Annotated in this window: 23 protein-coding genes; 16 read left to right on the top strand and 7 right to left on the bottom strand. The window is 35.4% G+C overall.

Annotated elements, in window-relative coordinates:
• Positions 1-18 precede the first annotated feature (18 nt).
• On the top strand, positions 19-579 hold the full coding sequence (locus tag NTZ27_09435) for a DNA-3-methyladenine glycosylase I (GenBank protein ID MCX6174960.1): 561 nt from the start codon (positions 19-21) through the stop codon (positions 577-579).
• 48 nt (positions 580-627) lie between these two features.
• Here NTZ27_09435 and NTZ27_09430 read toward each other — a convergent pair whose 3' ends face one another.
• On the bottom strand, positions 628-1,842 hold the full coding sequence (locus NTZ27_09430; GenBank protein ID MCX6174959.1) for an ammonium transporter: 1,215 nt from the start codon (positions 1,840-1,842) through the stop codon (positions 628-630).
• A 369-nt stretch (positions 1,843-2,211) separates the two neighbouring features.
• On the opposite strand from NTZ27_09430, the gene NTZ27_09425 reads away from it, so the two are divergent.
• On the top strand, positions 2,212-2,976 hold the full coding sequence (locus NTZ27_09425; protein ID MCX6174958.1) for a response regulator transcription factor: 765 nt from the start codon (positions 2,212-2,214) through the stop codon (positions 2,974-2,976).
• On the opposite strand, the gene alaS is transcribed toward NTZ27_09425, so the two are convergent.
• The gene (gene alaS, locus NTZ27_09420; GenBank protein MCX6174957.1) at positions 2,973-5,771 is read right to left on the bottom strand and encodes an alanine--tRNA ligase; all 2,799 of its coding nucleotides are present in this window, start codon (positions 5,769-5,771) and stop codon (positions 2,973-2,975) included. The genes NTZ27_09425 and alaS overlap by 4 nt on opposite strands.
• Positions 5,772-5,913: 142 nt before the next feature.
• Here alaS and NTZ27_09415 point away from each other — a divergent pair, with 142 nt between their 5' ends.
• Together NTZ27_09415 and NTZ27_09410 are read left to right on the top strand one after the other, a co-directional pair.
• Complete coding sequence (locus tag NTZ27_09415; protein ID MCX6174956.1) at positions 5,914-6,492, top strand: sigma-70 family RNA polymerase sigma factor; 579 nt, start codon at positions 5,914-5,916, stop codon at positions 6,490-6,492.
• Positions 6,492-7,631, top strand: a complete 1,140-nt coding sequence (locus NTZ27_09410; protein ID MCX6174955.1) for an anti-sigma factor — start codon at positions 6,492-6,494, stop codon at positions 7,629-7,631. The genes NTZ27_09415 and NTZ27_09410 overlap by 1 nt, the downstream gene beginning before the upstream one ends.
• Before the next feature lie 5 nt (positions 7,632-7,636).
• Here NTZ27_09410 and NTZ27_09405 read toward each other — a convergent pair whose 3' ends face one another.
• Entirely contained in the window at positions 7,637-8,137 is a 501-nt protein-coding gene (locus NTZ27_09405) for a hypothetical protein (GenBank protein ID MCX6174954.1), read from the bottom strand.
• The gene (locus NTZ27_09400) at positions 8,130-8,783 is read right to left on the bottom strand and encodes a PspC domain-containing protein (GenBank protein ID MCX6174953.1); all 654 of its coding nucleotides are present in this window, start codon (positions 8,781-8,783) and stop codon (positions 8,130-8,132) included. The genes NTZ27_09405 and NTZ27_09400 overlap by 8 nt, the downstream gene beginning before the upstream one ends.
• 327 nt (positions 8,784-9,110) lie before the next feature.
• Between NTZ27_09400 and NTZ27_09395 the strand changes: the two genes are divergently transcribed.
• From NTZ27_09395 to NTZ27_09385, 3 genes are all read left to right on the top strand, one after another.
• Entirely contained in the window at positions 9,111-10,412 is a 1,302-nt protein-coding gene (locus tag NTZ27_09395; GenBank protein ID MCX6174952.1) for an NCS2 family permease, read from the top strand.
• Between the two features lie 29 nt (positions 10,413-10,441).
• On the top strand, positions 10,442-10,882 hold the full coding sequence (locus tag NTZ27_09390) for a nucleoside deaminase (GenBank protein ID MCX6174951.1): 441 nt from the start codon (positions 10,442-10,444) through the stop codon (positions 10,880-10,882).
• Between the two features lie 136 nt (positions 10,883-11,018).
• The gene (locus tag NTZ27_09385) at positions 11,019-11,444 is read left to right on the top strand and encodes an OsmC family protein (protein ID MCX6174950.1); all 426 of its coding nucleotides are present in this window, start codon (positions 11,019-11,021) and stop codon (positions 11,442-11,444) included.
• A 24-nt stretch (positions 11,445-11,468) separates the two neighbouring features.
• Here NTZ27_09385 and NTZ27_09380 read toward each other — a convergent pair whose 3' ends face one another.
• Positions 11,469-11,858 carry a DUF2203 domain-containing protein gene (locus tag NTZ27_09380; GenBank protein MCX6174949.1) on the bottom strand — a complete coding sequence of 130 codons (390 nt, stop codon included), beginning with the start codon at positions 11,856-11,858 and terminating at the stop codon, positions 11,469-11,471.
• A gap of 139 nt (positions 11,859-11,997) precedes the next feature.
• On the opposite strand from NTZ27_09380, the gene NTZ27_09375 reads away from it, so the two are divergent.
• The 6 genes from NTZ27_09375 (at position 11,998) to NTZ27_09350 (ending at position 18,197) form a co-directional block, all read left to right on the top strand.
• Complete coding sequence (locus NTZ27_09375) at positions 11,998-12,456, top strand: MarR family transcriptional regulator (GenBank protein MCX6174948.1); 459 nt, start codon at positions 11,998-12,000, stop codon at positions 12,454-12,456.
• A gap of 82 nt (positions 12,457-12,538) precedes the next feature.
• Entirely contained in the window at positions 12,539-13,246 is a 708-nt protein-coding gene (locus NTZ27_09370) for a pirin family protein (protein MCX6174947.1), read from the top strand.
• An 86-nt stretch (positions 13,247-13,332) separates the two neighbouring features.
• Positions 13,333-15,219 (top strand): redoxin domain-containing protein, encoded by a 1,887-nt coding sequence (locus NTZ27_09365; GenBank protein ID MCX6174946.1) that lies wholly within the window; start codon positions 13,333-13,335, stop codon positions 15,217-15,219.
• A 134-nt stretch (positions 15,220-15,353) separates the two neighbouring features.
• Entirely contained in the window at positions 15,354-16,586 is a 1,233-nt protein-coding gene (locus NTZ27_09360; GenBank protein MCX6174945.1) for a DUF1015 family protein, read from the top strand.
• Between the two features lie 21 nt (positions 16,587-16,607).
• The gene (gene serC / locus NTZ27_09355; protein MCX6174944.1) at positions 16,608-17,693 is read left to right on the top strand and encodes a 3-phosphoserine/phosphohydroxythreonine transaminase; all 1,086 of its coding nucleotides are present in this window, start codon (positions 16,608-16,610) and stop codon (positions 17,691-17,693) included.
• A gap of 84 nt (positions 17,694-17,777) precedes the next feature.
• Entirely contained in the window at positions 17,778-18,197 is a 420-nt protein-coding gene (locus tag NTZ27_09350; protein MCX6174943.1) for a hypothetical protein, read from the top strand.
• 54 nt (positions 18,198-18,251) lie between these two features.
• Here the strand turns inward: NTZ27_09350 and NTZ27_09345 are convergent, their stop codons facing one another.
• Both NTZ27_09345 and NTZ27_09340 read right to left on the bottom strand, forming a co-directional pair.
• Complete coding sequence (locus NTZ27_09345) at positions 18,252-18,608, bottom strand: H-type lectin domain-containing protein (protein MCX6174942.1); 357 nt, start codon at positions 18,606-18,608, stop codon at positions 18,252-18,254.
• A 213-nt stretch (positions 18,609-18,821) separates the two neighbouring features.
• The gene (locus NTZ27_09340) at positions 18,822-20,345 is read right to left on the bottom strand and encodes an aromatic amino acid ammonia-lyase (protein ID MCX6174941.1); all 1,524 of its coding nucleotides are present in this window, start codon (positions 20,343-20,345) and stop codon (positions 18,822-18,824) included.
• Positions 20,346-20,481: 136 nt separating this feature from the next.
• Here NTZ27_09340 and NTZ27_09335 point away from each other — a divergent pair, with 136 nt between their 5' ends.
• The 3 genes from NTZ27_09335 to NTZ27_09325 all read left to right on the top strand — a co-directional run bounded on the left by NTZ27_09335 (position 20,482) and on the right by NTZ27_09325 (position 23,679).
• Positions 20,482-20,688, top strand: coding sequence for a hypothetical protein (locus NTZ27_09335; GenBank protein ID MCX6174940.1), 207 nt, complete (start codon positions 20,482-20,484; stop codon positions 20,686-20,688).
• Positions 20,689-20,969: 281 nt separating this feature from the next.
• The gene (locus NTZ27_09330) at positions 20,970-21,962 is read left to right on the top strand and encodes a hypothetical protein (GenBank protein ID MCX6174939.1); all 993 of its coding nucleotides are present in this window, start codon (positions 20,970-20,972) and stop codon (positions 21,960-21,962) included.
• Between the two features lie 25 nt (positions 21,963-21,987).
• Positions 21,988-23,679, top strand: coding sequence for a hypothetical protein (locus NTZ27_09325; protein MCX6174938.1), 1,692 nt, complete (start codon positions 21,988-21,990; stop codon positions 23,677-23,679).
• Positions 23,680-23,693: the final 14 nt, after the last annotated feature.

The following is a 23,693-nucleotide window of genomic DNA, read 5'->3' as shown; positions in this document are numbered from 1 at the left end:
TTAAACAAAGGAAACGAGATGAAACAACGTTGCGGCTGGTCAACAAATGATCCGTTATATATAAAATATCATGACGAAGAATGGGGGGTACCGGTTCATGATGATAGAAAACTTTTTGAAATGTTAATTCTCGAAGGAGCGCAAGCAGGATTAAGCTGGATTACCATTCTCCGCAAACGGGAAAACTACCGCAAAGCATTTAATAATTTTGATGCGGAGAAAATTGCAAAATATGATTCAAAAAAAATTAAGCAACTTTTACAAAACGAAGGAATTGTACGTAGCAGATTAAAGATCGCAGTAACAATTCAAACCGCAAAATGTTTTCTTGAGATACAGAAAGAATTTGGATCGTTCGATAAATACATTTGGCAATTTGTAAACCGTAAACCAATTAGAAATAAATGGAAATCGCTCAAAGAGATTCCCGCTATGACAAATGAATCAGATGCGATGAGCAAAGATTTGAAGAAACTTGGATTCAAGTTTGTCGGTTCTACAATTTGTTATGCTTTTATGCAAGCTGTTGGAATGGTGAACGATCATATTGAAAATTGTTATCGTTACAAGCAGCATTAAATGAAACTGCCCGTTTTACCGGGCAGTTCCTAAAATGTTTTTTTAATCTTAGTCGTAAGCAATCTCGCCGTGCAGTGAACTATCCAAACCGGCTTCTTCTTCAGCTCTTGTTACTTTTACAGGTGTTATATAATTGATTATCTTCAACATTATATAAGTGAACAAGAAACAATAAATGCCAACTGCAATAACTGAGATTAATTGTTTCATAAAGAATTCAGCAGAACCTCCAATAAATAATCCATCAACATGAACCATTGGATTTACAGCTTTTGAAGCAAATAGACCAAGCATAATAATACCGATTGTTCCGCCGACTCCGTGAACTCCCCAAACATCTAGCGCATCATCCCATTTGAGTTTATTTTTTAATGCAACGGCAAAGTAGCAAACTATTCCGGCAACAATTCCAATAATTGCAGCATTGCCAATAGTAATAAATCCCGCTGCTGGAGTAATAGTTGCAAGTCCCGCAACAGAACCTGTTAACAGGCCAATAAATTTAGGTTTCTTTTCAAGTATCCACGCAAGGAACAACCAAGTAACTCCGGCGAATGATGCCGCAACATCTGTATTAAGAAAAGCTGTGACAGTGATTGTGTCAACTTTTAATTCGCTTCCGGCATTGAATCCATACCAACCGAACCAGAGTAAACCAGTTCCTAGAGCAACAAGTGGAATGCTATGCGGACCCCGCTCAAAAACATTCCGTTTACCGACATAGAAGACTGATGCCAACGCTGCCATTCCTGCACTTGCATGAACAACAATCCCACCTGCAAAATCAAGAACGCCCCATTGAGCAAGTAAACCGCCGCCCCAAATCATATGAACTAACGGGAAATAAACGCCCACTAACCAGATAGTTAAAAACAAAAAGTAGGCAGGGAAGCGAACTCTGTTTGTAAATGCACCGGTTATCAATGCGGGGGTGATAATTGCGAACATCATTTGATAAGCAACAAATACATAAAGTGGAATTTGATTATTTCCGGTGAAGATAGAATTCAGATTTGTTCCCGATAAAAATGCCATGTTAAGATTACCAATGATTCCTCCTTCACTGCCGCTGAAGCAAAGCGAGTACCCGAACGCAAACCAAAGTACGGTTGTCCAAACTAAAGAGACGAAACTTTGAATCATTATTCCTAATACATTTTTTCTTCCAACTAGACCGCCGTAAAAAAATGCAAGTCCCGGTGTCATAAGCATTACTAAGCTTGATGCGACAAGCATAAATCCAGTACTTCCAGTATCGAACATAATTACCTCTAATTATTTTAATTTAGTTTTTGTTGGACAGAAATTCTGAAAATTAAATAGGAAATTTCTGTTCTGATGTTGTAATAAGACAAAAAAATTTTCGTTCTCCGTTTATAATTTATTTCTTGATTAGTTGAAGAACGATTGACTAATCTTTTCGAATAAAAATGTTGTATGCAAAATTTGAAATATTTTTGTGAGCGAATAATTATATTCAACAAGCGCAGCAATTTTGTCGCAGACGAGTTGATTTTCGAATGCGACAAGATGGCTTAATTGAGAATGCAAACTTATTTTTTAATAAATAATATTGATAAAGGATTTTTCGAAATTGTTTTCTAAGTTTTCATATTAAATCTTGGTGTTTTGTTGAAAAGAATTTTGGTAATCGAGAATGCTAGCGAAGAACTAAAACAAATTGAATTGCTTCTTCCACAAACTGATTTTGATATTTATTTCTCCCACAATAAGAAAGATGGTTTAGAAATCGCCTCGCGATATTTACCAGACTTAATTCTTTTCTTTTTCTCTAACGGCAAGAACGATTTAGAGTTAATAAAAAAAATCTGCAATAACGAAGCTACAGCAAACTTACCTATGATCGTTATTTCAAACAATTCATCGTTTGAACAGCAAAGAGAAGTAATGGAATTAGGTGCCGACGATTATATTCCTATAACTTTACTCGAAATAAGTTTATTAAACTCTGTCCGAAAAAGATTTGAAAAGTTTACTAATGTAAAGATCCATTTGGACAAAGAGATTGATACTTTTGATGAATTTACTTCACGTTCGGGAAATGATGATCACGTTCTCGTTAAGATAGGTAACAAGTTGAAACTCGTAAAATTTTCCGAGATGGTTTGTGTTACTGCAATGAAAGAATACAGCAAAATTATTACAAAAGATGGTTGTAAAATTATTGTAAGAAAATCTTTGAGAAACTGGATAAAAATTTTACCTAAGAATTTATTCTTGCAGATTCACCGCGCTACAATTATTAATCTGGATTGTATAGATAAGATTGTGCGGACAAACGAAAGAACATATACGGTTCATCTAAAAAACATGGAAGAGACTTTTGATTTTAGCCATAGATATGCCAACATTATGCGGCATACTTTCCCGACTTAAAAACCTTTAACGATTGCTTCTAACGATTGTAGCGCATCATCAATTTTCTCAACATCTTTTCCGCCGGCGGTTGCAAGATGAGGACGCCCGCCGCCGCTTCCGCCAACAATTTTAGCGACTTCTTTAACAATATTTCCGGCAAGAATTTTTTTCTCCTTAATCAAATCATCGCTTACAACTGCAACAATTCCTACTTTATCTTCTATTTGAGAGATAAGCACACCAATACCGCTTTTCATTTTTTCGCGGAGTTCATCGCCCATAGATTTTAGTTCATCCATATTAGATGCAGAGACTTTTCCTTTAAATAAATTTATTCCGTTCACATTAATTGGAGAAGAAACAATCGAATTAATTCCGCCAAGCTTTTCTTTAAGCTGAAACTCAGCGAGCTGTTTCTCTAATTTTTTCTTTTCATCATGCAATTCATTAATTCTCAATTCGCCATTCTCAATTCTCAATTGCTGTTCCTTAATATATTTTTCAACTCCCGCACCTGTTACTGCTTCTATTCTTCTAACACCGCTTGCAATAGAGGATTCACTTATTATCTTGAACAAACCAATTTGCGAACTATTCTTTACGTGAGTGCCGCCGCAGAATTCCATTGTGAAGTCGCCGAACTGAACTACATTAACTTTATCGCCGTATTTATCACCGAAGAACATAAGCGCGCCCATTTTTATTGCTTCGTCAAAAGGTATGTCGCGATGATGAATTAAAGGTAAGTTTTCTCTCAACTTTTCATTTACTAAAAATTCAATCTCTTCAAGTTTTGATTCTTTTATTTTTTCGAAATGAGTGAAGTCGAAGCGGAAGCCGTCTGGACCAACATATGAACCAGACTGTCGTACGTGCTGACCGAGAATTTGTCTTAATGCTTTGTGCAGAAAATGTGTTGCCGAATGATTGCGCATTATGTCCCAGCGATTATTTTTATCAACTTCGGCTATCACTTTCGTTCCACTTTCTAGAACAATATCTTTCTTTTCGTTAATGAGTAGGTGATAAATCGTTTTATCGTTTTTCATTACAGCTGTGTAAAATTTTCTATCGTTAACAATTAAATATCCTTTATCTTCAACCTGTCCGCCACCGAAAACATAGAAAGGTGTTTTATCCAATGTAACAAGTAAATTGTTTCCATCTGGAAAAACATTTTCAACAACCGCTTCTGTTCTAAGTTCATCATATCCTGTGAAGATGGTTGGAACAATTATTTTATTTTCCGTTGAATCAATAGTTTTAATTTCCCAAGAAAGAGGCATTTTTAATGTTTTCATTTTTTCTTTCGTTGATTTTCTTGCGCGTTCTCTTTGTTCCTCTATCAATTCGGTAAAGCGAGATTCGTCAATTGAAAATCCTTTTTCGCGTGCCATCATATTAGTAAGGTCTTCTGGAAAACCATAAGTATCTTTCAATTTAAAGACGTCATCGCCTGAAATAACAACATTATCTAAACAATATTTTTTTAATGTTTCCGGATTAATGTTATTGAAAAATATTTTCTCAACATTAACACCATCTTTCTTGTCAATTATAATTCTCCAATCCATATTTTCAAATTCATATATTGCATAAGCATTGTATGGAGTTTTTTCTGAAATTGCTCTACACAATGAGCCAGAAGCAACTTGATTATACTCTTCAATTCCTCGATCGCGTGTTATATTGAAACTTTCTTCTTCAGCTTTAATTATCTTTTCAATATTAGATTGATTCGTTTTTATTTCTGGAAAGACATGACCAAAAGTTTGAACGACAACATTAACTAGCTTAAATAGGAAGGGTTCATTCAAATTAATCTTTTCCGCATATACAGCAGCACGGCGTAATAATCTGCGTAATACATATCCACGTCCTTCGTTACTAGGTAAAGCATCTGGAATTCCGTATTCTAAACCATCTGCAATTGCAAAAGTTAGAGTGCGGATATGATCTGCAATAACGCGCATCGAAATCATATCTTCTTCTTTTTTATAACTCACACCGGAAAGTTTTTCAACTGATTTTATAATTGGAGTGAAAACGTCGGTATCATAATTGGAATTTTTCTTCTGAAGAATCGCACAGACACGTTCAAATCCCATTCCGGTATCAACATGTTTTGCCGGAAGTTCATGAAGTGTTCCTTTTTCATCGCGGTTGTATTGAATGAAAACCAAATTCCAGATTTCAATGCACTCCGGTAATCCGGCATTTACATATTTCGGATTTTCATAATCATCGCTTAAGTTGATGTGAATTTCAGAACATGGACCGCACGGACCGGCTTCACCCATCTCCCAAAAATTATCTTTCTCATCAAACTTTAAAATGTGTTTCGGATTAATATCAGTTTCACTCTTCCAAAATTTTAACGTTTCATCATCCGTCCGATAAACAGTAGCCCAAATTCTTTCTTTTGGAAGTTTCCATACTCCGGTTAATAATTCCCACGCCCAGCCAATCGCTTCTTTTTTATAATAGCCTGCCCCGATTCCGTCTTTTGAAGGGGGGTCGCCAAAGCTCCAGTTGCCAAGCATTTCAAAAAATGTGTGGTGGTAAGTATCGTGACCAACTTCTTCAAGATCATTATGTTTTCCGGAAACGCGGATGCATTTTTGTGTATCGGCAGCGCGTTTATATTCACGCGAACCGGTTCCAAGAAATACATCTTTAAATTGATTCATTCCCGCATTAGTAAAAAGAAGAGTTGGATCACCATGCGGAACAACAGGCGCACTCGGTACAATCCTATGATCTTTGCTTTTGAAAAAATCTAAAAATTGCTGTCGTATTTCGTTCGATGTCATAAGTCAGTCTAAGTTTTTAATGAACAAATATAATAAAAATAGCTTATAGCCGAGCGCTGATAACTGGCCGCATATTGCCAATTGCAATTTTGATAGAGTAATGATACTTTTGATTGTAAACATTCAACAAAATTGAACAAGTGTGAGTAAATTTAAAGAGTTATCGGATTTAGAATTAATGCGGGAGATCGCCCAGTTTGAATCACGTGCGCTGGAAGAACTTTACGAAAGGTACTCATCACTATTATATACAGTTATTAAGAAAATTTCCCCCGATCAAGCCACTGCTGAACAAATACTCATTGAAGTTTTTGTAATCATCTGGCGTAAAATCGGCAAGTTCGATTTAAATAACGGAAATATTTTTAGCTGGCTTGTAACACTTGCCCGGAATAAAGCAGTTGATAGTTTAAGAAGAGCGCGCGCTGCGGGAGCGACAGTTCAATTTTATGATGATGATTATGAGGATTATTTTATTCTTCCCTCTTTTCCAAATGATATGGATAGTTTGGATTTTAACACAGCCTTCACAATTAAACCGAAGATCGAACAAGCATTATCAAAATTAACCGATACGCAGAAATATGTTTTACATTTAGCATATTATGAAGGATATGCGATAGATGAGATTTCCGATAAGCTTAATGTTCCTGTAGAAACAGTACGCGGAAAAATTATGACTGCTTTATCAAGTCTAAGAGATAATCTGGTGGGTGAGTGATGGCAGACAAAGCATTGAGCGAAATGATTGCTGCATTTGCCGCCGGCTGCATGGATAAACAAAATTACATGCAGTTCAAAGATTATATGGATGAAAGCGGATACTTACCGAAAGGAGAATTGGGAGAATTACAAAATATTATTTCAATGATTCCGGTTATTCTTGATTTAGAAAGACCCGATCCGTCAATCAAAGATTTAGTTGCAAAAAAATTGATCGGAATGAAAGAAGAGATCAAAACAAAAATTATTGAAGAGAAGAAAAAAACAACTGCAGCAGCAACAAAATTAAGTAAATCCTCAGTCGGTTCGCCGAAGAATAAATCTATAAGTTTTATAGATAGAAAAGCATCAACAACAACATCGGCTTTTCAATTTGGAGATGATGACGCTCAGATTCCTATTACCCCCAGAAAAACTAAAACACCAATACCCGAACCGAAAACCCCAACCATGGGATCTAAAAAAATAGAATCCCCTGATAAAACAACAACGCCGAAATCTTTAATAGCGCCACCTCAATTAATTGCGCAGGCCACGACTGAACAACAAAGACCAACTTCTCCGGAAAAAGCTTCATCAGGAATTATGGGATTGTCAGCGTTATTGTTATCTATAGTTCTTTTTTCTATTCTAGGGTATTTTACGTTTACATCAATCAAAACCCTCAATGGAACTGTTGATGATTTAACAGCTCAGGTTAACTCACTAAAAAATCAACTTGGTGCAGCAAATAATTTTATAAGCAATTACACATTTTTAATTGAATTTTTTAATTACAAAGATATTATTGTAACCGGATTATCAAGCTCAGACGCAGCAGAAAAAGGTTCTGCACAGCTTTTACTTTCTTTCAATCAAAAAGAAGGATTGATACAATTCAAGAATGTAAAACCGCTGCAGCCGAATCAAGGTTATCAGGTATGGGTTCAGAGTAAAGGTCAATCTTATTCACTTGGTGTGTACCAACCGAGCGGAAGCGAGTATTTGAAAATAAATTCTTTTCCGTTTCTCCCGAAAGAGAATATAGAATCATACTTTGTTACAATTGAATCTAACGAAGGATCACCCACACCTTCAACGATAATTTATTTATCGAGTTCTACGGCTGGTAAAATTCTGAAAGGCAGAGCTAATTAGAGCTATTACTTTTTTCTGTTGACGAAAATTATCATTCCCATTACAATCAATATTACAGGCCAAAATACTTCGGACAAATTTCCAATTCTATTCGCAGCGTTAAGCAATCCCAACTTTTTGAATTGAGTAATGCTTAAATAACTCAATACAAGAAGGGCAATGCCGGCATATAGAAAAATTTTTTCTTTTATGTTTTCTATGAAAAGAATTACTAAAACGGAACCACTTATAAAAAGAACCGAGAAAAAAACTATTCCTCGTGTATCAAGAATCTCAAAATACGATTTTACTAAAAAGACAACTCCGACTAAAAACAGTATTGTTGATGCAGTTAATTTTTCTCTCTCACCATTATTCAACGCAGAATAAACTGTTGGTATCGAATAAAAAACAAAAACAATCCCTACGACATCTTCAAATGTTAGTAAAATTATATTGCGGCCACTAAGCATTGAAAATATGCCGAAAATCAAAAAACTAAGTCCAAGTATGATTCTGTTATTCAAATTTTTGTCCTTCTTCGTAAGGAATAAAAACAACAAGAATAAGATAGAGCAAAGCAAATATTCCTAATGTTAATAATGTAGCAAGGATAAAAATTATGCGAAGTATGGTTGCATCAATCCCAATATACTTTGCAAGACCGCCGCATACTCCGGTTACTTTTCTATCTGCTATTGATCTAAATAATTTTTCCGGTAGTACTGATAAAATTATTTCGGTATTTGAAGGTTTAATTATTAAAAAATAAATTCCAATTGCAAAAGCTGCTAAAGAAAAGATAAAATCATCTGGAAGAATAAAAATTCTAGAACTACTGGCAATTCCAATTATTCTAAAAGCAAAATAAAATCCGAAAAGTATTAATAATCCGCCGACAACAGTTTTGAAATTTTCTTTTCTTATAGATATAATCTCTGGTTGAGAAAGAGGCAAAGAATTTTTATCAACCGGAATTAGTGATGCAGTTATTAAATATGCAACGATACTCCATCCGCCGAATAGGAGCGTTAAGAGTGCAATAACCCGGATGTTTGCCGGTTCCGTTTTCATATACTCAGCAATTCCGGCACAAACTCCAGTTATAACCACATTATTTTTTGAACGGGAAAACTTTTTAATGGGAGAGGACGGAACAGTAGCGTTATCCATTTTATCAAAAAGTTTTTCTTCGGATTGAAGAGATTCGTTTTGATCTTCCGATTTTGATTTGCTTTCGTTCGATTCGATCAGAGCAGCTCCGTACTAATTTTAACAGTTAAATTCATCAGCAATTATTTAGTTTATTTTCTTTTTGAATATATAAAATTATGTTTATGCTAACAATATTTTGATACGTGCAACTGCATATCCATTCTTTTATATTTCTAATTGATACTATGTCTCTTTGGAAAACAAGAATGAATTTGCTAATTCATCTTCCGGTTCACGTAGAATTATTTATCACCAAAAATAGATTAGAAATAATACGAGGAAGACATGCTTACAAAATTTTTCCGCCTAAAAGAACTTAACACAACCATCAAACAAGAAATTATTGCCGGGGCTACAACATTTGTAACGATGGCTTACATCATTATTGTTAACCCCAAGATTCTTGAAGCTGCAGGAATGCCGTTCGGCGCATCAATGGTTGCAACTATCATGAGTGCTTTTTTCGGAACACTTATAATGGGAGTTTATGCAAAGCGGCCTTTTGCAATTGCGCCTTATATGGGAGAGAATGCATTTATTGCCTACACTGTTGTAAATGTTTTACATTATAGCTGGCAGACTGCGCTCGGTGCAATTTTTATCGGCGGAATATTATTTACACTTCTTACTGTTTTTAAAATTAGAAGTTGGCTTGCTTATGCAATTCCGGAAAGCTTAAAGATAGCTTTCGCAGCGGGAATCGGATTGTTTTTAACTTTCATAGGTTTGAATGAAACCGGAATTGTAAAAATTGGCGTTCTCGGTGCGCCAGTCCACGTCGGAAATTTTCACGAGCCCTCTGTTCTTCTTGGGATATTTGCTTTTCTTTTCATCGGTGTGATGATGATTAAAAAAATAAATGGCTCAATATTGATTGGTATTTTAACAACTACAATTCTCGGTTTTATATTTGGCATTACAAAACTTCCAGAAAAAATCATGAGCCTTCCGCCGGATATACGCCCCGTTCTTTTACAGCTTGATATAACTGGAGCGTTAAGCTGGGGTTTCTTTTCTGTTATTCTTGTCGTCTTCATTATGGATTTTGTTGATACAATGGGAACGTTACTCGGACTTGGTTACAAAGCAAAAATGTTAGACAAGAATGGTAATCTTCCTGAAATTGAAAAACCGATGTTGTGCGATGCACTTGCTACAGTGTTTGGTGCGTTATTCGGTACAACAACAAGCGGAGCTTATATTGAATCGGCAACCGGAATTGAAGCGGGCGGGAAATCCGGACTGACTGCAGTAGTAACTGCAATTTTATTTTTGTTTGCTCTTTTCTTCGCGCCGCTGTTTGCGGTAATTCCACCTTATGCTTACGGATCAGCATTAATTATTGTCGGCTTGCTTATGATCTCTCCGGTCTCACATTTAAAGTTTGATGATCTTGCAGAAACAATTCCGGCTTTTGTTACAATGACATTAATGAGCTTTACTTATAATCTCGGAATCGGGATGACTGCAGGATTTGTTGTTTATCCGTTAACAATGTTAATTGCCGGGAGAATCAAAACCGTAACAGTTGGAATGTGGGTGTTGTTTGGATTCTCGGTTTTGTTTTATGTTTTTTATCCATTTTAATCTATAAACTGCAAACTAATGAGGTTTATATGATTGATCATTTTCTACAAGCAGCAATTGATGAAGCCAAAAAAGGATTAAGCGAAGGCGGAATTCCGATAGGCTCAGTGTTAGTAATTGATAATAAAATTGTTGGACGCGGACACAACAGACGCGTTCAAAATGGCAGCGCTATTCTTCACGCAGAGATGGATTGTTTTGAAAATGCCGGAAGATTAACTGCAAAAGATTATCAAAGGGCAACTTTATATTCTACACTTTCACCTTGCGATATGTGCAGCGGTACGGCTTTGCTTTATAAAATTCCCAAGATTATAATTGGCGAGGACAAAACATTCCAAGGACCCGAAGAATATGTTAGATCACGCGGAGTTGAGTTAATAATATTAAATGATTCAACATGTATAAAGTTAATGGAAGATTTTATTTTGAGTAATCCAAAATTATGGAATGAAGATATCGGGGAATAAAAAAGCGAATAGCTTTTAGCTGTTGGTTATTAGCTTTAGTAAAAGCAGAATCTAAACTGAATAATTTTCATCTTATTCTACATGAAAAGCTGAAGGCGGAGGGCTGATTGCTAAAAACGAATTACATGGAGTGAAAATGGCGACAAAGAAAGCATTTGTAAAACACATTAAAGGGGTTACTTTTTTAGGGAAATCAGATTCAAACCACTGGATAACGATGGATGGACCGAAAGAGTTTGACGGAAGCAATGCCGGAACCCGGCCGAAAGAATTATTACTTATTGCACTTGGCGGATGTACGGGAAGTGATGTCGCGACAATTCTTCAAAAGAAAAAAATTAAACTAGATGGATTTGAAATGAATATCTCTGCTGATGTCCAAGAAACACATCCGCAAATTTTCACCAAGATTCATCTTGAATATGTCTTTTATGGAAAAGGAATTCCCAAAGAAGCTGTAGAGAGAGCAATTAAACTTTCGCAGGACACTTATTGCAGTGTTACGGCAATGCTGCAAAAGGCGGTTGAGATAAATCATTCTTATAAAATTATTGAGAGCTGAAAATAGTTAAGAGGAATTTTTAGATTAGTTTCTTTGTAAATATTCTTCCGGTATCGGTTTTCTTCCAGCAAATCCTTCTTCAACACCATGATAAAACCGAATATCATCTTCATCACTTCGCCAGCAGAGTAAAACTTCTTCGTTATCAATAATTGCCGGGAAATCAACTAAGCCAATTTGAAAATTCCAGTCTTTATAAGTACAACCGATATCATTAAGTTCTTTCATAAAAGAATCTATATCAGAAATGAGCTGCTGAATTTCTTGACTGTCTTCTATTTTCCCTCCCCATGATTCCGCTAAATCCTTTATTTGATTTGCATTGATCAAAATATCACGAACGATCTGTTTTACGAGCGGCAACGTCCGCTTTGCTTCGTACCGAGTAAAATATTTTATTTCTGTTTGTGACATAAAGATTATTTTCTTTCTAACAAAAAATTTAGGTTCAAATTTTATTTCCGAACAAATTTAATATTAAATGTGTGACTTGACAAGACATATAAAAAAAATTATTTTGAACTCGTACTAATTATAATTGGTTTATTATTATATGAAGACAGCAAAGAAATACGGGAAAAAAACAGATCTTGCACTTGCAACATGGGTTAAACTTGCCCGTGCATTTTCTTCATTCAACAAAAGATCAATAGAGAGCATTCGGACATTCGGTTTAACGCAACCGCAATTTGCTGTTATAGAAATTATCGGGCATTTAGGACCATTGAAGGTTGGTGAAATTTGCAATAAAATGTTGGTAAGCGGCGGCAATATGACTTTAGTATTAGATAATATTGAAAAATTGGGTTTCATTGAAAGAGTACACAGTTTAGAAGATAGAAGAGCAATATTAATTCAGTTAACACAAAAGGGAAAAGATTTGTTCGATGAAGTTTTTAATAGTCACGCAGACCATGTTGCAAAATTAATGTCTGTCCTTTCAGTCGAAGAACAAAAAACACTGGGAGAACTTTTGAAAAAATTAGGCTTGATGGTTAGTAAACTTAAATAAAAATTTTTCTATTATTATTACTAACTCGTAATTTACTATATCGGCTTATAATTAAACAAATTAACCACGGAAAGGTTGTTATATGATTGAAGTAAGAAAAAGTAATGAACGCGGTCATACAAAAATAGATTGGCTGGATAGCCGCCACAGTTTTTCCTTTGGAGAATATTATGATCCGGGGAATATTCACTTTGGCCCGCTGCGTGTTATGAATGATGATATCATTAAACCGGGTGAAGGATTCCCGACCCACCCTCATAAAGAAATGGAGATTGTAACTATCATTCTCGAAGGAACAGTTGCACACAAAGACAGTTCCGGCGGGGAGGGAACAATCACAGTAAATGAAATTCAAAGAATGACTGCCGGAAAAGGGATTTTGCATTCCGAGTTTAATGCCTCGGATACGGAAATTTTAAAACTCTTGCAGATATGGTTTATTCCCAATAAACAAGGATTAACACCCTCTTATGAGCAAATGAAATTCTCGCACGAAGATAAGAAGAACAAGTTGCTAAAAGTTGTTAGCGGGAAAAAAGAAGATGGAATAATTTTTATCAACCAAGATGCAGAAATATTTCTCTCGGATCTTGAGACAGGAATAAAACTCAATTATGATGTAAAAGATAACCGCGGTGTTTATATTCATTTGGTTGATGGAACTTTTATTGTTAACGGCAATAAAATTGAAAAAGGAGACGCTCTTAAAATTACTGACGAAAAGAACCTTGAATTAATAGCAGAAAAAAACGCAAAAATTGTTTTGTTCGATATAACTCTAGAATTTTAACATATTTTACACATTATAGAATTGTCTTTCCTGCTAATCATTTATATTTTAATCCCAGCATACAATTTCAAGTTGGAGTTTTTAATATGAAAAAGATTCTGTCAGCTGCCGCAATTTTAATCTTCTTCTATAGCGTCACATTATCAAATGCGCAAACCAGCAAAAATTTTTCATTCAAACCTGAAAAACCAAAAGCAGGAGAAAAAATTACAGTTACATATAATCCCGACGGTAGTAAACTTGCAAATGCAACTAACGTTACCATGCTTATTCATGCTTATGGAAAAACAATTTATTATACTGATGAAACCGAACTGAAAAAGAATGGTAATGTTTGGACGGGAGAATTTTCTTCTGCGGATACATGCGCTGGAGTTGTTCTTCGTTTTACAGATGGGACTGAATTTGATAATAACGGATCAAAATGTTTTCCAATTCGTTTATATGGTAAGAAAGGAAAGTTAGCTAAATACGCTTCCTCCGGTTTAGCAGAAGGATATTTAATTTGGTTTAGCGTTTTCAATATTGACAAAGATGTTGAAACAGCATTTAAATTGTTCCAGGAAGAATTAGCTGTTAATCCCTCTGTAAAAAAAGAAATCTTTCCAATGTACATTTATGCTTACGGCAAAGTAGATAAAGAAAAAGCTGCAGAGTATATAAAAAAAGAGACTGCAAATTTTGAAAAGACACTAACTAAAAGCGAAGAAGACCTTGCTTTCTTAATGAGTCTTTACAGCAACCAAAAAATGAAAGACAAGCTTGAAAAAGTCCAAGCAATTATTTTAGAAAAATATCCAGCCGGAGTGACGGCTGAAGCAATAAAGTTTAATGAAGCTTATGGAACTAAAGACGCCGCAAAGAAAGCTGAACTAGCTGAAAAATTTAAAACACAATTTCCAAAATCGAGATATCTCACCCGCCTTTTCCCTGATCCAACACAGGCATTAATACAAGCAGGTAAATATCAAGAAGCTTTCGATGCTTTAAAGAATAACGAAAAAGCTGAAAGCCAAGATTACAACAGCATAGCCTGGGCAATGTTCGAGAAAGATGCTGATTTGAAACTCGCAAAAGATATTGCCGCAAAAGGTGTTGAGTTAAGCAGAAAAGAAGTTCAATCACCTGAAACGAAAAGACCGCCTTACTACACCGAAAAAGAATATTCTAAAATGATGAAAGCTTCTTCATACGCTATCGTTGATACTTATGGTGCCATCCTTCTTAAGCTTGGGGAAAACGCGGAAGCATTAAATTATATGAAAGAGGCTTATGAATTAGATGGAGGAAAAGATGCTGATATAAACGAGCGATATGCAAAAGCATTATTATTAAATGGAAAAATAGATGAAGCTAACAATAATTTAGAGAAATTTATTTCGAGCGGAAAAGGTACTGTCGGCATGAAAGAAATGCTAAAGCAGACTTATGTAAAATCAAAAGGCTCCGATTCCGGTTTTGATAATTATCTCTCTGCTTTAGAATCTAGCGCGCAGAAAGCAGCACTTGATGAAATGAGAAAGAAAATGATTAATGAACCGGCTCCAAAATTTACTTTGGTGGATTTAGATGGTAAAAAAGTTTCTCTTGAGGAGTTAAAAGGAAAAACTGTTATTATAGATTTCTGGGCTACATGGTGCGGACCATGCAAAGCATCTTTCCCCGGAATGCAAAAAACAGTTGAAAAGTTTGCAAACGATCCGAACGTAAAATTCTTATTCATAAATACCTGGGAAAAAAATGTTGACGATAAGAAAAAGAATACCGAAGATTTCATAAAACAAAACAAATATACTTTCCATGTTTTATTGGATAATGACAACAAAGTTATTGAAAGCTATAAAGTGAGTGGAATACCTACAAAGTTTATCATTGATAAAGATGGAAATATTAGATTCAAAAGCGTTGGATTTGACGGCAATGCAGACGAATTAGTTGAAGAACTCTCCACTATGATTGCAATATTGAAATAAAAGTTTCTAAGTTCCTTAGAGCCTGAGTTTACATCTTGGGCACTCAGAAAAACAATTCACACCAAATATATTTTACTCTCATATCCTTAAGTGCTAATTTTCATAAGTAAAATTTTTGAAACTATGGAGTAATTATGGCAGTTATTCGTCCCTTCAAAGCAGTTAGACCAAACGAAAAAGTTGCACATCTTGTCGCTAGCGTACCTTATGATGTTGTAAATCGTGAAGAAGCTGCAGAGTTAGCAAAAGGAAATCCATTAAGTTTTTTACGTGTTACCCGTTCAGAAATTGAAATGAAAAAAGATGTTAATGTTTATTCACATAATGTATATCAGAAAGCAAAAGAGAATTGGGAACGATTAAAAATTGATGCACCCCTAATCAATGATAATAATTCTCACTTTTATATTTATAAGCTTACGATGGGTAATCATTCTCAAGTCGGAATTGCAGCAACGTTTTCGGTTGATGATTATGATGATGATATAATCAAAAAACATGAAAAGACACGTAAAGTAAAAGAAGACGACCGCACTAACCACATCGTTACTACGGAAGCTCAAACCGGCCCGGTGTTTTTAACTTACAAACCGGTTGTAGAAATTGATAAAGTTATTAGCGAAACCTTGAAAAAGACAGAACCGATTTATGATTTTACTTCTTCCGATGGAATTAAACATCAAGTGTGGATTTTATCGAACGAGTATGTAGATATTATTACAAATGAAATTGGCAAAGTAAAAAATCTTTACATAGCTGATGGACATCACCGCGCTGCAAGTGCAAGTCGCGTACGAAAAATAAAAAAAGATCAAAACGGAAATCACACCGGAGAAGAAGAGTATAATTATTTTCTAGGAGTTCTTTTCCCGGCAGATCAGTTGAAGATCCTTCCTTACAACCGTGCGGTATATGATTTGAAGATGAAGAAAAACGAATTCATGAAAAAAGTGGAAAGGAATTTTTCGATTGAAGAAACAAGCTCGCCCAATCCGCCATCGAAAAGAACAATTGCGATGTATATTGATAAAAAATGGTATTTATTGAAGCCGAACGCTAATGTAAAACCCGGCGTCACCGTGGGAGACAATCTTGATGTGAGCATTCTGCAAAATTATTTACTCCATCCTGTTATTGGAATCGAGGATCCACGTACCGACACAAACATTGATTTCATTGGCGGAATACGCGGCGTGGAAGAATTAGAAAAATTAGTTGATAACGGTAAAGCGTCAGTTGCATTTTCAATGTATCCGGTTTCAGTTGATGATCTGATAAAAATTTCTGATGCAGGAGAAACAATGCCGCCTAAATCAACTTGGTTTGAACCAAAACTCAGAGATGGGTTACTTGTACACGTAATCTAAATAACAAAAAGGAAATCAAAAATGGAAAAACGTATTTATAATTTAAGCGCCGGACCCGCTATTCTTCCTGAAGAAGTTTTGCTTGATGCTCAGAAAGATTTATTCAGCTATAAAGGAAGCGGAATGAGTATAATGGAAATGAGCCATCGTGGAAAAATTTTTGATGCGATTATTAAGGAAGCAGATGCAGATCTAAGAAAACTTTTAGGTATTGATGATAAGTTCGCGATTTTATTTTTGCAAGGCGGTGCAACTTTGCAATTTTCGATGGTGCCGCTAAACTTAATGCCGCCGAAAAATAAAGCCGATTATATTGTTACCGGTTCATGGGCGGAAAAATCAGTTAAAGAAGCAAAACGAGTTGGGACAGTAAATATTGCTGCAACAACTAAAGCAGATAATTACACACGCATTCCAAAACAATCAGAATTAACACTTGACCCGGGTGCATCTTATGTTCACTTCACTTCCAACAACACAATTTATGGGACTGAATGGCGCAACGAACCTGAAACCGGAAATGTTCCACTCGTTTGCGATGCATCCTCAGACTTCCTTCACAAAAAACTTGATATGAATAAATATGGTTTGATCTACGCAGGTGCACAGAAAAATATCGGTCCCGCCGGTGTTACTGTTGTAATTATTAGAAAAAACTTGCTTGAAAGATCTTCCGATTCGCTTCACACTTATATGAACTATAAAATTCATGTTGATAATGAATCAATGTACAACACCCCAACTACATTTGGAATTTATATTGCAGGATTAGTTTTTAAGTGGTTATTAAACATGGGCGGACTCGATGAAATGTATAAACGCAATGTTGAAAAAGCAAGAATCTTGTATGACGCATTTGATTCGAGTGATGGTTATTACAAAGGAACAACTGTAAAAGAAGACCGGTCACTGATGAACGTTACTTACAGATTGCCTAATGAACAGCTGGAAGAAAAATTTATTAAGGAAGCATCGGCAAAAGGATTCAGCGGATTGAAAGGACATCGCTCTGTCGGCGGAATACGAGCATCAATCTACAATGCTTTCCCCAAGAAAGGTGTTGAAGAGTTAGTTTCTTTCATGAGTGACTTCAAGAAAAATAATTAAACAAGAAGTCAGAAAGCAGAAATAAGAGTTTAATCGGGGTCGAATATCATTCGACCCTATTCTTTAATGTCTGGAGAGATTGTAATGAAAAAATATTTTCTTCTAATATTTATTTTATTTTCTATCAATGCATGTTCAAAGAAAGAAGAAAAGTTTGAACTTTTCAGCGCGGAATCATTTGCTTATTCAATGGATAACGGCTGGGAATTAAATGCGACAATTCGCGCAAAAGGATTTATGCAAAAGGAAAATAACAATAAATTTTCCGTAAAACTATCTTATTATATAAATATAGAAACACCGGGAGGAAAGTTGTTAGAAAAAATAACATCGGGTGTTCTTGATAAAACTTCGGACGAAAAAATTAGCGACCTTCCAATTGAAGTTCAGATCCAACTAGATTCAACTTATAAAACGGGAATCTACAAGATTATTTTTTATGTAACAGATGAGCCGACTCGTAGAAGGACTGTGTTGTGGAGCCACTTCGAATTAAGTAAATAATAAAAAAGCTCAGACGATCTCTGAGCTTTTTGTTTAATAGAAGCAGTTGGGAAATTATTTTCCGCTAACAGCCATCCACCCGCCACCAATGGCAAAGATTCTTGTGTCAGACCAAGTTTTAACCTGAACTAAAAACCCGTCACGGGAAACACTGATGGTTTTTACTTCATAGCGGAGATTGGTTGTTTTATCGCAATCTATAAAATTTACGGATACCAGCACCTCCGGTTTTACTTCAAATGGTTTGTTGAATGTAACTTCGAGCTGAACAACCCTATCGCCGTCGTTTTTATCCAACGTATAATCAGATAGGTTTCTATCAAACCGATAAGTGCCGGTTTGAACTTGTTGTGCAAACATAGATGAGGTTAAAACTAAAAACATTATGATAAAAATTTTAGAAATTCTCATACATATCCTCCTGTCTAGTTGATTTTTTGTTTTGTTATTAGGTTAAGGTGTCCAATCCTTTTTTTAAACTGCAAAATCTATAACAATATTACAAGCATAATATTAAAGAAAATATTCAAGACAATAGTTGCCGGGTTAATTCGATTAAAAATTTCTAAAAAATAAGGGCTTGAAAGCCTAAATCTTTTCATAGTTAAGAATAAACCATAAATACTATTCTAAACATCCAACCGTCTTTTCAACTTCTTCCAAAATCTCACAGCTTTTTATTACTTCTTTCATTTTTGTATGATCCGGATAAAGCGGGCGATCAACATCAAGATGATCTACATATTTACGAATGACTTGTTTTGCTTTTGCAACTCCGCGTCCAGGGGTGAACTCACGGAAATCAAGCGCTTGAGCCGCAGCAATAAATTCGATCCCTAAAATTCCGAATGCGTTATCAATTATCTGCGCGTTCTTAATTGCAGTATTCATGCCCATCGAAACAAAATCTTCTTGATCAGCTGCTGCTGGTATAGACTGAATCGAAGCAGGTGTAGATAAAATTCTTTGTTCAACAATTAAACTATCTGCAGTGTACTGACTTAACATTAAACCGGAAAACATACCGGCGCCTTTTGTTAAAAAAGCAGGAAGCCCGACACTTAATGCAGGATTCAGCAAACGGTTTAATCTTCTTTCAGACAAAACGCAAACCATAGTAATTGCCATACCAGCCATATCCATCGGTAACGAAACCGGTGAGCCTTGAAAGTTTGCGCCCGTAAGAGTGAGTTTATTTTGAGGAAGGAATATTGGATTATCGCCAACGCCGTTCAATTCAATTTCAACTTGACTCTTTGCATAAGCGATTGCATCGTGAGCTGTACCGATAACTTGAGGTGAAGAACGCATAGAGTAAGCGTCTTGAACTTTCATTTTTAATTTGCCTGTTTGCAGATCGCTTCCCTCGATACATTTCATAATTGATTTTGTACTTCTAACGGCTCCTTTGAATCCTCTAATTTCGTGAAGACGAACATCGTAGGGTTTTAAATTTGCGAACAAAGCTTCGAGAGACATTGCACATGCAATCTCTGCTTGCTTAAGCCATCTGTTCATATCATAAAGATGAATGGCACTCATCGCAGTAAGAAGATTCGAACCATTAATCGTTGCAAGTCCATCTCTTGCTTGAAGACCGGGAATTTTTATGCCGGCTTTTTCTAATGCAACTTTGCCTGGCAATCTTTCTCCATTATAGTAAGCTTCACCTTCTCCCATCATGAGTAAAGCAATTTGGCTCATCGGGGCAAGATCACCGCAAGCGCCGACAGAACCTTTCTGGCAAACTACAGGTGTTACATTTTTGTTTAGCATTTCAACAAGTGTTAGCGTGATTTCCGGTCTGCATCCAGAGTTGCCGTGTGCGTGAACGTTAATGCGCCCTGCCATTGCACCTCTTACATATTCAATCGGGGCGGGATCGCCGATTCCAGCTGCGTGGTTGTAAATCAAATATTTTTGAAAGTCTTTTACTTGATCATCATTAAGCACAACTTCCGAAAATTCACCTATTCCGGTATTTACACCGTACATAATTTCGTGGGCCTTAATTTTTTCTTCAAGCATTGCACGGCAGATTTTAATTCTTTCTAAAGCATCGGGATGTAATTCTACTTTTTCATTGTGGCGGGCTATTGCTACTAGGTTTTCGATTGTTAAATTTGAGCCATCAAGAACAACAGACATATTATTTCCTCCGTGAAATAGAAAATTGACTAATCAAACTTAAGAAGAGTTTGCCAAAAAGTGAGGAAGAAAATTATTGTTAATTTAGAAAGATTTAGATTTTAGTGCGTCTAATTAGATAATAAAAAGGCCGAAGATGAGTTTATATACTATAGTATTCATTTTTGTAACACTGCTTATAGTTATCGGGTTAGCTTTATTCGGATTGTTGATTGCAAAAATTGACAGCTGGATTGATAAGAAAGAGAGAGTGGGTAAGGAAAGCATTTATAAAGAGAAATCCGATTCATGCCCGCCAACAGACAAAATTCAAAATCCGAAATCCACGAATAATCTACTATAATCTGAATTCAATTCTTCGTCTTCTTTTACAAAGACATTAGGACGCATTTTATTGAAAATAACCACGTCATTCTTATTAATATTGCTTTTCATTCTAACATTAAATTGCTAATTTTTCATTGAGTATCTTTCAATTTCGCTCCATTCTCATCCACTGTGATGATGAGGGAACACAAATATAAATCTAAAGTTAACCTAACCTTCTTTTTATTCTTTCTATTAATAATAGAAATTCACCCACTTAATTTTTTTACATCACCACCCGAGAACTGGACTGCATACGTGTTATATGTTAAAGATGGAAAAGCTCCAGTTCTAAAAAGTCCGTCTGATGAAGCCGATACAATTAACTTTGTTTATTACCGCGATAAAGTTTTAATCGTTGAAGAAGAGTGGCAAAAATTCGGCTGGAAAAAAATCGTTTATCCCATAAATGGTTTTATACATGAAAAATCACTCATGACTTACACGGAGAAAAAAGATATTGATAAAAGATTCAATAACCCCGTTGAAGAAAACGAATATTCGAAATGGGAATGGGAGATAATTTATTGTAAGAACGAATATGTTTTTGTTAAAGAAAAGATGGAGAATGCTTCTGCAACAATCGGGTTATTAAGAAAAAATGATAAGGTGTTGATCATAAAAGATCAATTAAACTTTCAAGGTGTTTGGTCCAAAACAGTTTATCCCGATAAGGGATATGTAAAGTTTTCTGAAATGCTTGCCGGCCAGAATTATCCATACTTTGCCGTTGGTGTATCTTATGGCGCTTTACATATGCCTTATGAAAAAAACTTGAAAAATTATTTCAATCCGCTTGGAGGATATTTAGAATACAGCAGGGCAAATTGGAATTTTGGTTTTAGATTAGGTTATAATTACACCGAATCGCGCTTAACTACATTTTATAATAAAACACATCAAGCGTACTTTCATATACTTTATAGATTCTTGAATCTGTTCAATGGTAAGTTAGAAGCATATGCATTAATCGGCGGTAACTATTGGTTCTCAAGTTTTCAGAATACTAAATATGGATCTGTCGGAGGATATTATAATATAGAAAAGGATTCCGGTCCCGGATTAATTACCGGCGGAGGATTAATCTATAACATGAGCAGTTTCTATTTAGAAGTTCAATACATTTTATTTATGTCGAGACAGGCGAAATTCGGCAAAGAACCAGCACCAGGTGAATTTGGTAATTATAATACTTTGTATCCCGGCTCGAATCACTTAGAAGTTATTTTTGGGTACAAATTTATTTTGTGAAAAAAATAATTGTGTTATAGAGATTATGAAAACAAAGATTAAACAATATTTACCGGTTATTATCATTGCAATTTCCATTCTTTTTTTAATGCAATGCACAAAAGAAAATTTTGTAGAACCGATTGATCCGTTTGAAACTCAACGCTTGGAACCAAATCCGCAAACTTTTAAATTAGGTTCCGGCAATAATGCGCTTCTACTTAAAGCCAACAAAGCAAGTGTTATTCAAACCGATTACGGTTACAGGATTAAGGGAAGTGTATACATTGAAAACTCTAAGTATGGAGATATAAGATTATCCAATGGCGATTTTGAATTAGTTAAAGATGCAACCGGAAATTTCTTTTCAAAAATATCTGGACTTGGAATAGCCGAACTGCCGCATGAAGGATTACTAAACAATTTAGCTTTAGAGGGAATGCCGGTTTCAAAGCTTGTTTTTAAAAAGGGAAGTGAATTTGAAAGCGGACCTTTTGCATGGCCTGTAGATCCGGATAGATATTATTTTTATTACGAAAATGATAATCCTTATTCTGCACTAATAACAAAATCTAAGTTTCAGAATATCCGTAAAGTTGCAATAGATCCACTCGATCCTTATTACTTTACATCATGCGACTTTAACGGATCAAAATTAGGCGATCTATCAGATGTAGGAATTGCAGTTTCTGTTCAAGGATTAATTCCGTATACACCGTTAGTAACAAGTTATAACATACCCTCGTTCAAAGGGAATTTTTATCTCTCGGGTACAATACCTCTGAACAAATACCCGATAGCTTTCAGCGGTGAGGCAGTTTTATCTATTGGTTCTTCCGGTTCAAATTCGGATGACTTCTTCGCGAATAAAAATTCAACGTTTAAAATGGGTCTCAACGGAAAAGCAACACTTGATAATCAAGTTTTGGATTGGTTAAATGTTGAAGTCGTTCTTGGAAAGGCAAGTTTATATCTCGGTGTTGAAAATTCAGGTAAGACACAAATAAAATTTGTCGGCGAACGCGAAATGCCGCCCTCTACACCCAGCGATTTTCTTTATCAAGTCATTGGTCAGGATTGGAATTTTTTAGATTACCTAGTTCCGATCGAACAAAAGGAAATATTTTACGGAACGATAGGAACAGAATTCTCCGAGTGGGAATTAGGATTTAAATCCGAATCGTCGCTCAACATATTGGGCAACAAAATAGATATGGGTCATACTTTTCTTGAAATAAATTCTAGTTCAATGCACTTTTCCGGTGAAGTTGTAGTTGCAGGTCTCAACCGTATAGGCGTTACAGGATATGCAGAAAGAAACGGCAACTTTGAGCTTACCGGTTATATGAGTAATGGTTTGAGTGTAAGTAAAGGCAAGTTGCATTTTGGTTATGAATTATCCGCGGATGTAACTCTAAAACATGAGAGCGGTACATTCACATTTAGAGGAAGAGTAAAACTTCATGGTGAAGCTTGTCTCTCTATAGGGAAAATAGATATATGCGTAGATTTTACTATTAGAGCAACTGTTACAATATCATCAAACGGAAATTTTGAAGTCTGCTTCTCCATTGGAATCGGGAAATTAGGTTTTGATGTATGTATCAACTATGAAAGTTCATCTTCTGTGAATGAAAAATTTACCCAGACAATGACGTATAAAGAAATACCGTTGGAACTAGTACCTAAGGAAAATAGATTTGAACCAAAAGATTCTAATTCTGTTTCTATAAAATGATTAAATAATTTCTT

It is taken from the genome of Ignavibacteriales bacterium, assembly GCA_026390775.1.
Classification (GTDB): Bacteria; Bacteroidota; Ignavibacteria; order Ignavibacteriales; family Melioribacteraceae; genus Fen-1258.
This window is presented reverse-complemented; position numbering and strand designations above follow the sequence as displayed.

What these genes read in the sequence shown, in the direction of transcription:
- NTZ27_09435 (MCX6174960.1), top strand. Translation starts at nt 19, where the DNA reads ATGAAACAACGTTGCGGCTGGTCAACAAATGATCCGTTATATATAAAA.
- NTZ27_09430 (MCX6174959.1), bottom strand. Translation starts at nt 1,842, where the DNA reads ATGTTCGATACTGGAAGTACTGGATTTATGCTTGTCGCATCAAGCTTA.
- alaS (MCX6174957.1), bottom strand. Translation starts at nt 5,771, where the DNA reads ATGACATCGAACGAAATACGACAGCAATTTTTAGATTTTTTCAAAAGC.
- NTZ27_09410 (MCX6174955.1), top strand. Translation starts at nt 6,492, where the DNA reads ATGGCAGACAAAGCATTGAGCGAAATGATTGCTGCATTTGCCGCCGGC.
- NTZ27_09400 (MCX6174953.1), bottom strand. Translation starts at nt 8,783, where the DNA reads ATGGATAACGCTACTGTTCCGTCCTCTCCCATTAAAAAGTTTTCCCGT.
- NTZ27_09395 (MCX6174952.1), top strand. Translation starts at nt 9,111, where the DNA reads ATGCTTACAAAATTTTTCCGCCTAAAAGAACTTAACACAACCATCAAA.
- NTZ27_09390 (MCX6174951.1), top strand. Translation starts at nt 10,442, where the DNA reads ATGATTGATCATTTTCTACAAGCAGCAATTGATGAAGCCAAAAAAGGA.
- NTZ27_09385 (MCX6174950.1), top strand. Translation starts at nt 11,019, where the DNA reads ATGGCGACAAAGAAAGCATTTGTAAAACACATTAAAGGGGTTACTTTT.
- NTZ27_09380 (MCX6174949.1), bottom strand. Translation starts at nt 11,858, where the DNA reads ATGTCACAAACAGAAATAAAATATTTTACTCGGTACGAAGCAAAGCGG.
- NTZ27_09375 (MCX6174948.1), top strand. Translation starts at nt 11,998, where the DNA reads ATGAAGACAGCAAAGAAATACGGGAAAAAAACAGATCTTGCACTTGCA.
- NTZ27_09370 (MCX6174947.1), top strand. Translation starts at nt 12,539, where the DNA reads ATGATTGAAGTAAGAAAAAGTAATGAACGCGGTCATACAAAAATAGAT.
- NTZ27_09365 (MCX6174946.1), top strand. Translation starts at nt 13,333, where the DNA reads ATGAAAAAGATTCTGTCAGCTGCCGCAATTTTAATCTTCTTCTATAGC.
- NTZ27_09360 (MCX6174945.1), top strand. Translation starts at nt 15,354, where the DNA reads ATGGCAGTTATTCGTCCCTTCAAAGCAGTTAGACCAAACGAAAAAGTT.
- serC (MCX6174944.1), top strand. Translation starts at nt 16,608, where the DNA reads ATGGAAAAACGTATTTATAATTTAAGCGCCGGACCCGCTATTCTTCCT.
- NTZ27_09350 (MCX6174943.1), top strand. Translation starts at nt 17,778, where the DNA reads ATGAAAAAATATTTTCTTCTAATATTTATTTTATTTTCTATCAATGCA.
- NTZ27_09345 (MCX6174942.1), bottom strand. Translation starts at nt 18,608, where the DNA reads ATGAGAATTTCTAAAATTTTTATCATAATGTTTTTAGTTTTAACCTCA.
- NTZ27_09340 (MCX6174941.1), bottom strand. Translation starts at nt 20,345, where the DNA reads ATGTCTGTTGTTCTTGATGGCTCAAATTTAACAATCGAAAACCTAGTA.
- NTZ27_09335 (MCX6174940.1), top strand. Translation starts at nt 20,482, where the DNA reads ATGAGTTTATATACTATAGTATTCATTTTTGTAACACTGCTTATAGTT.
- NTZ27_09325 (MCX6174938.1), top strand. Translation starts at nt 21,988, where the DNA reads ATGAAAACAAAGATTAAACAATATTTACCGGTTATTATCATTGCAATT.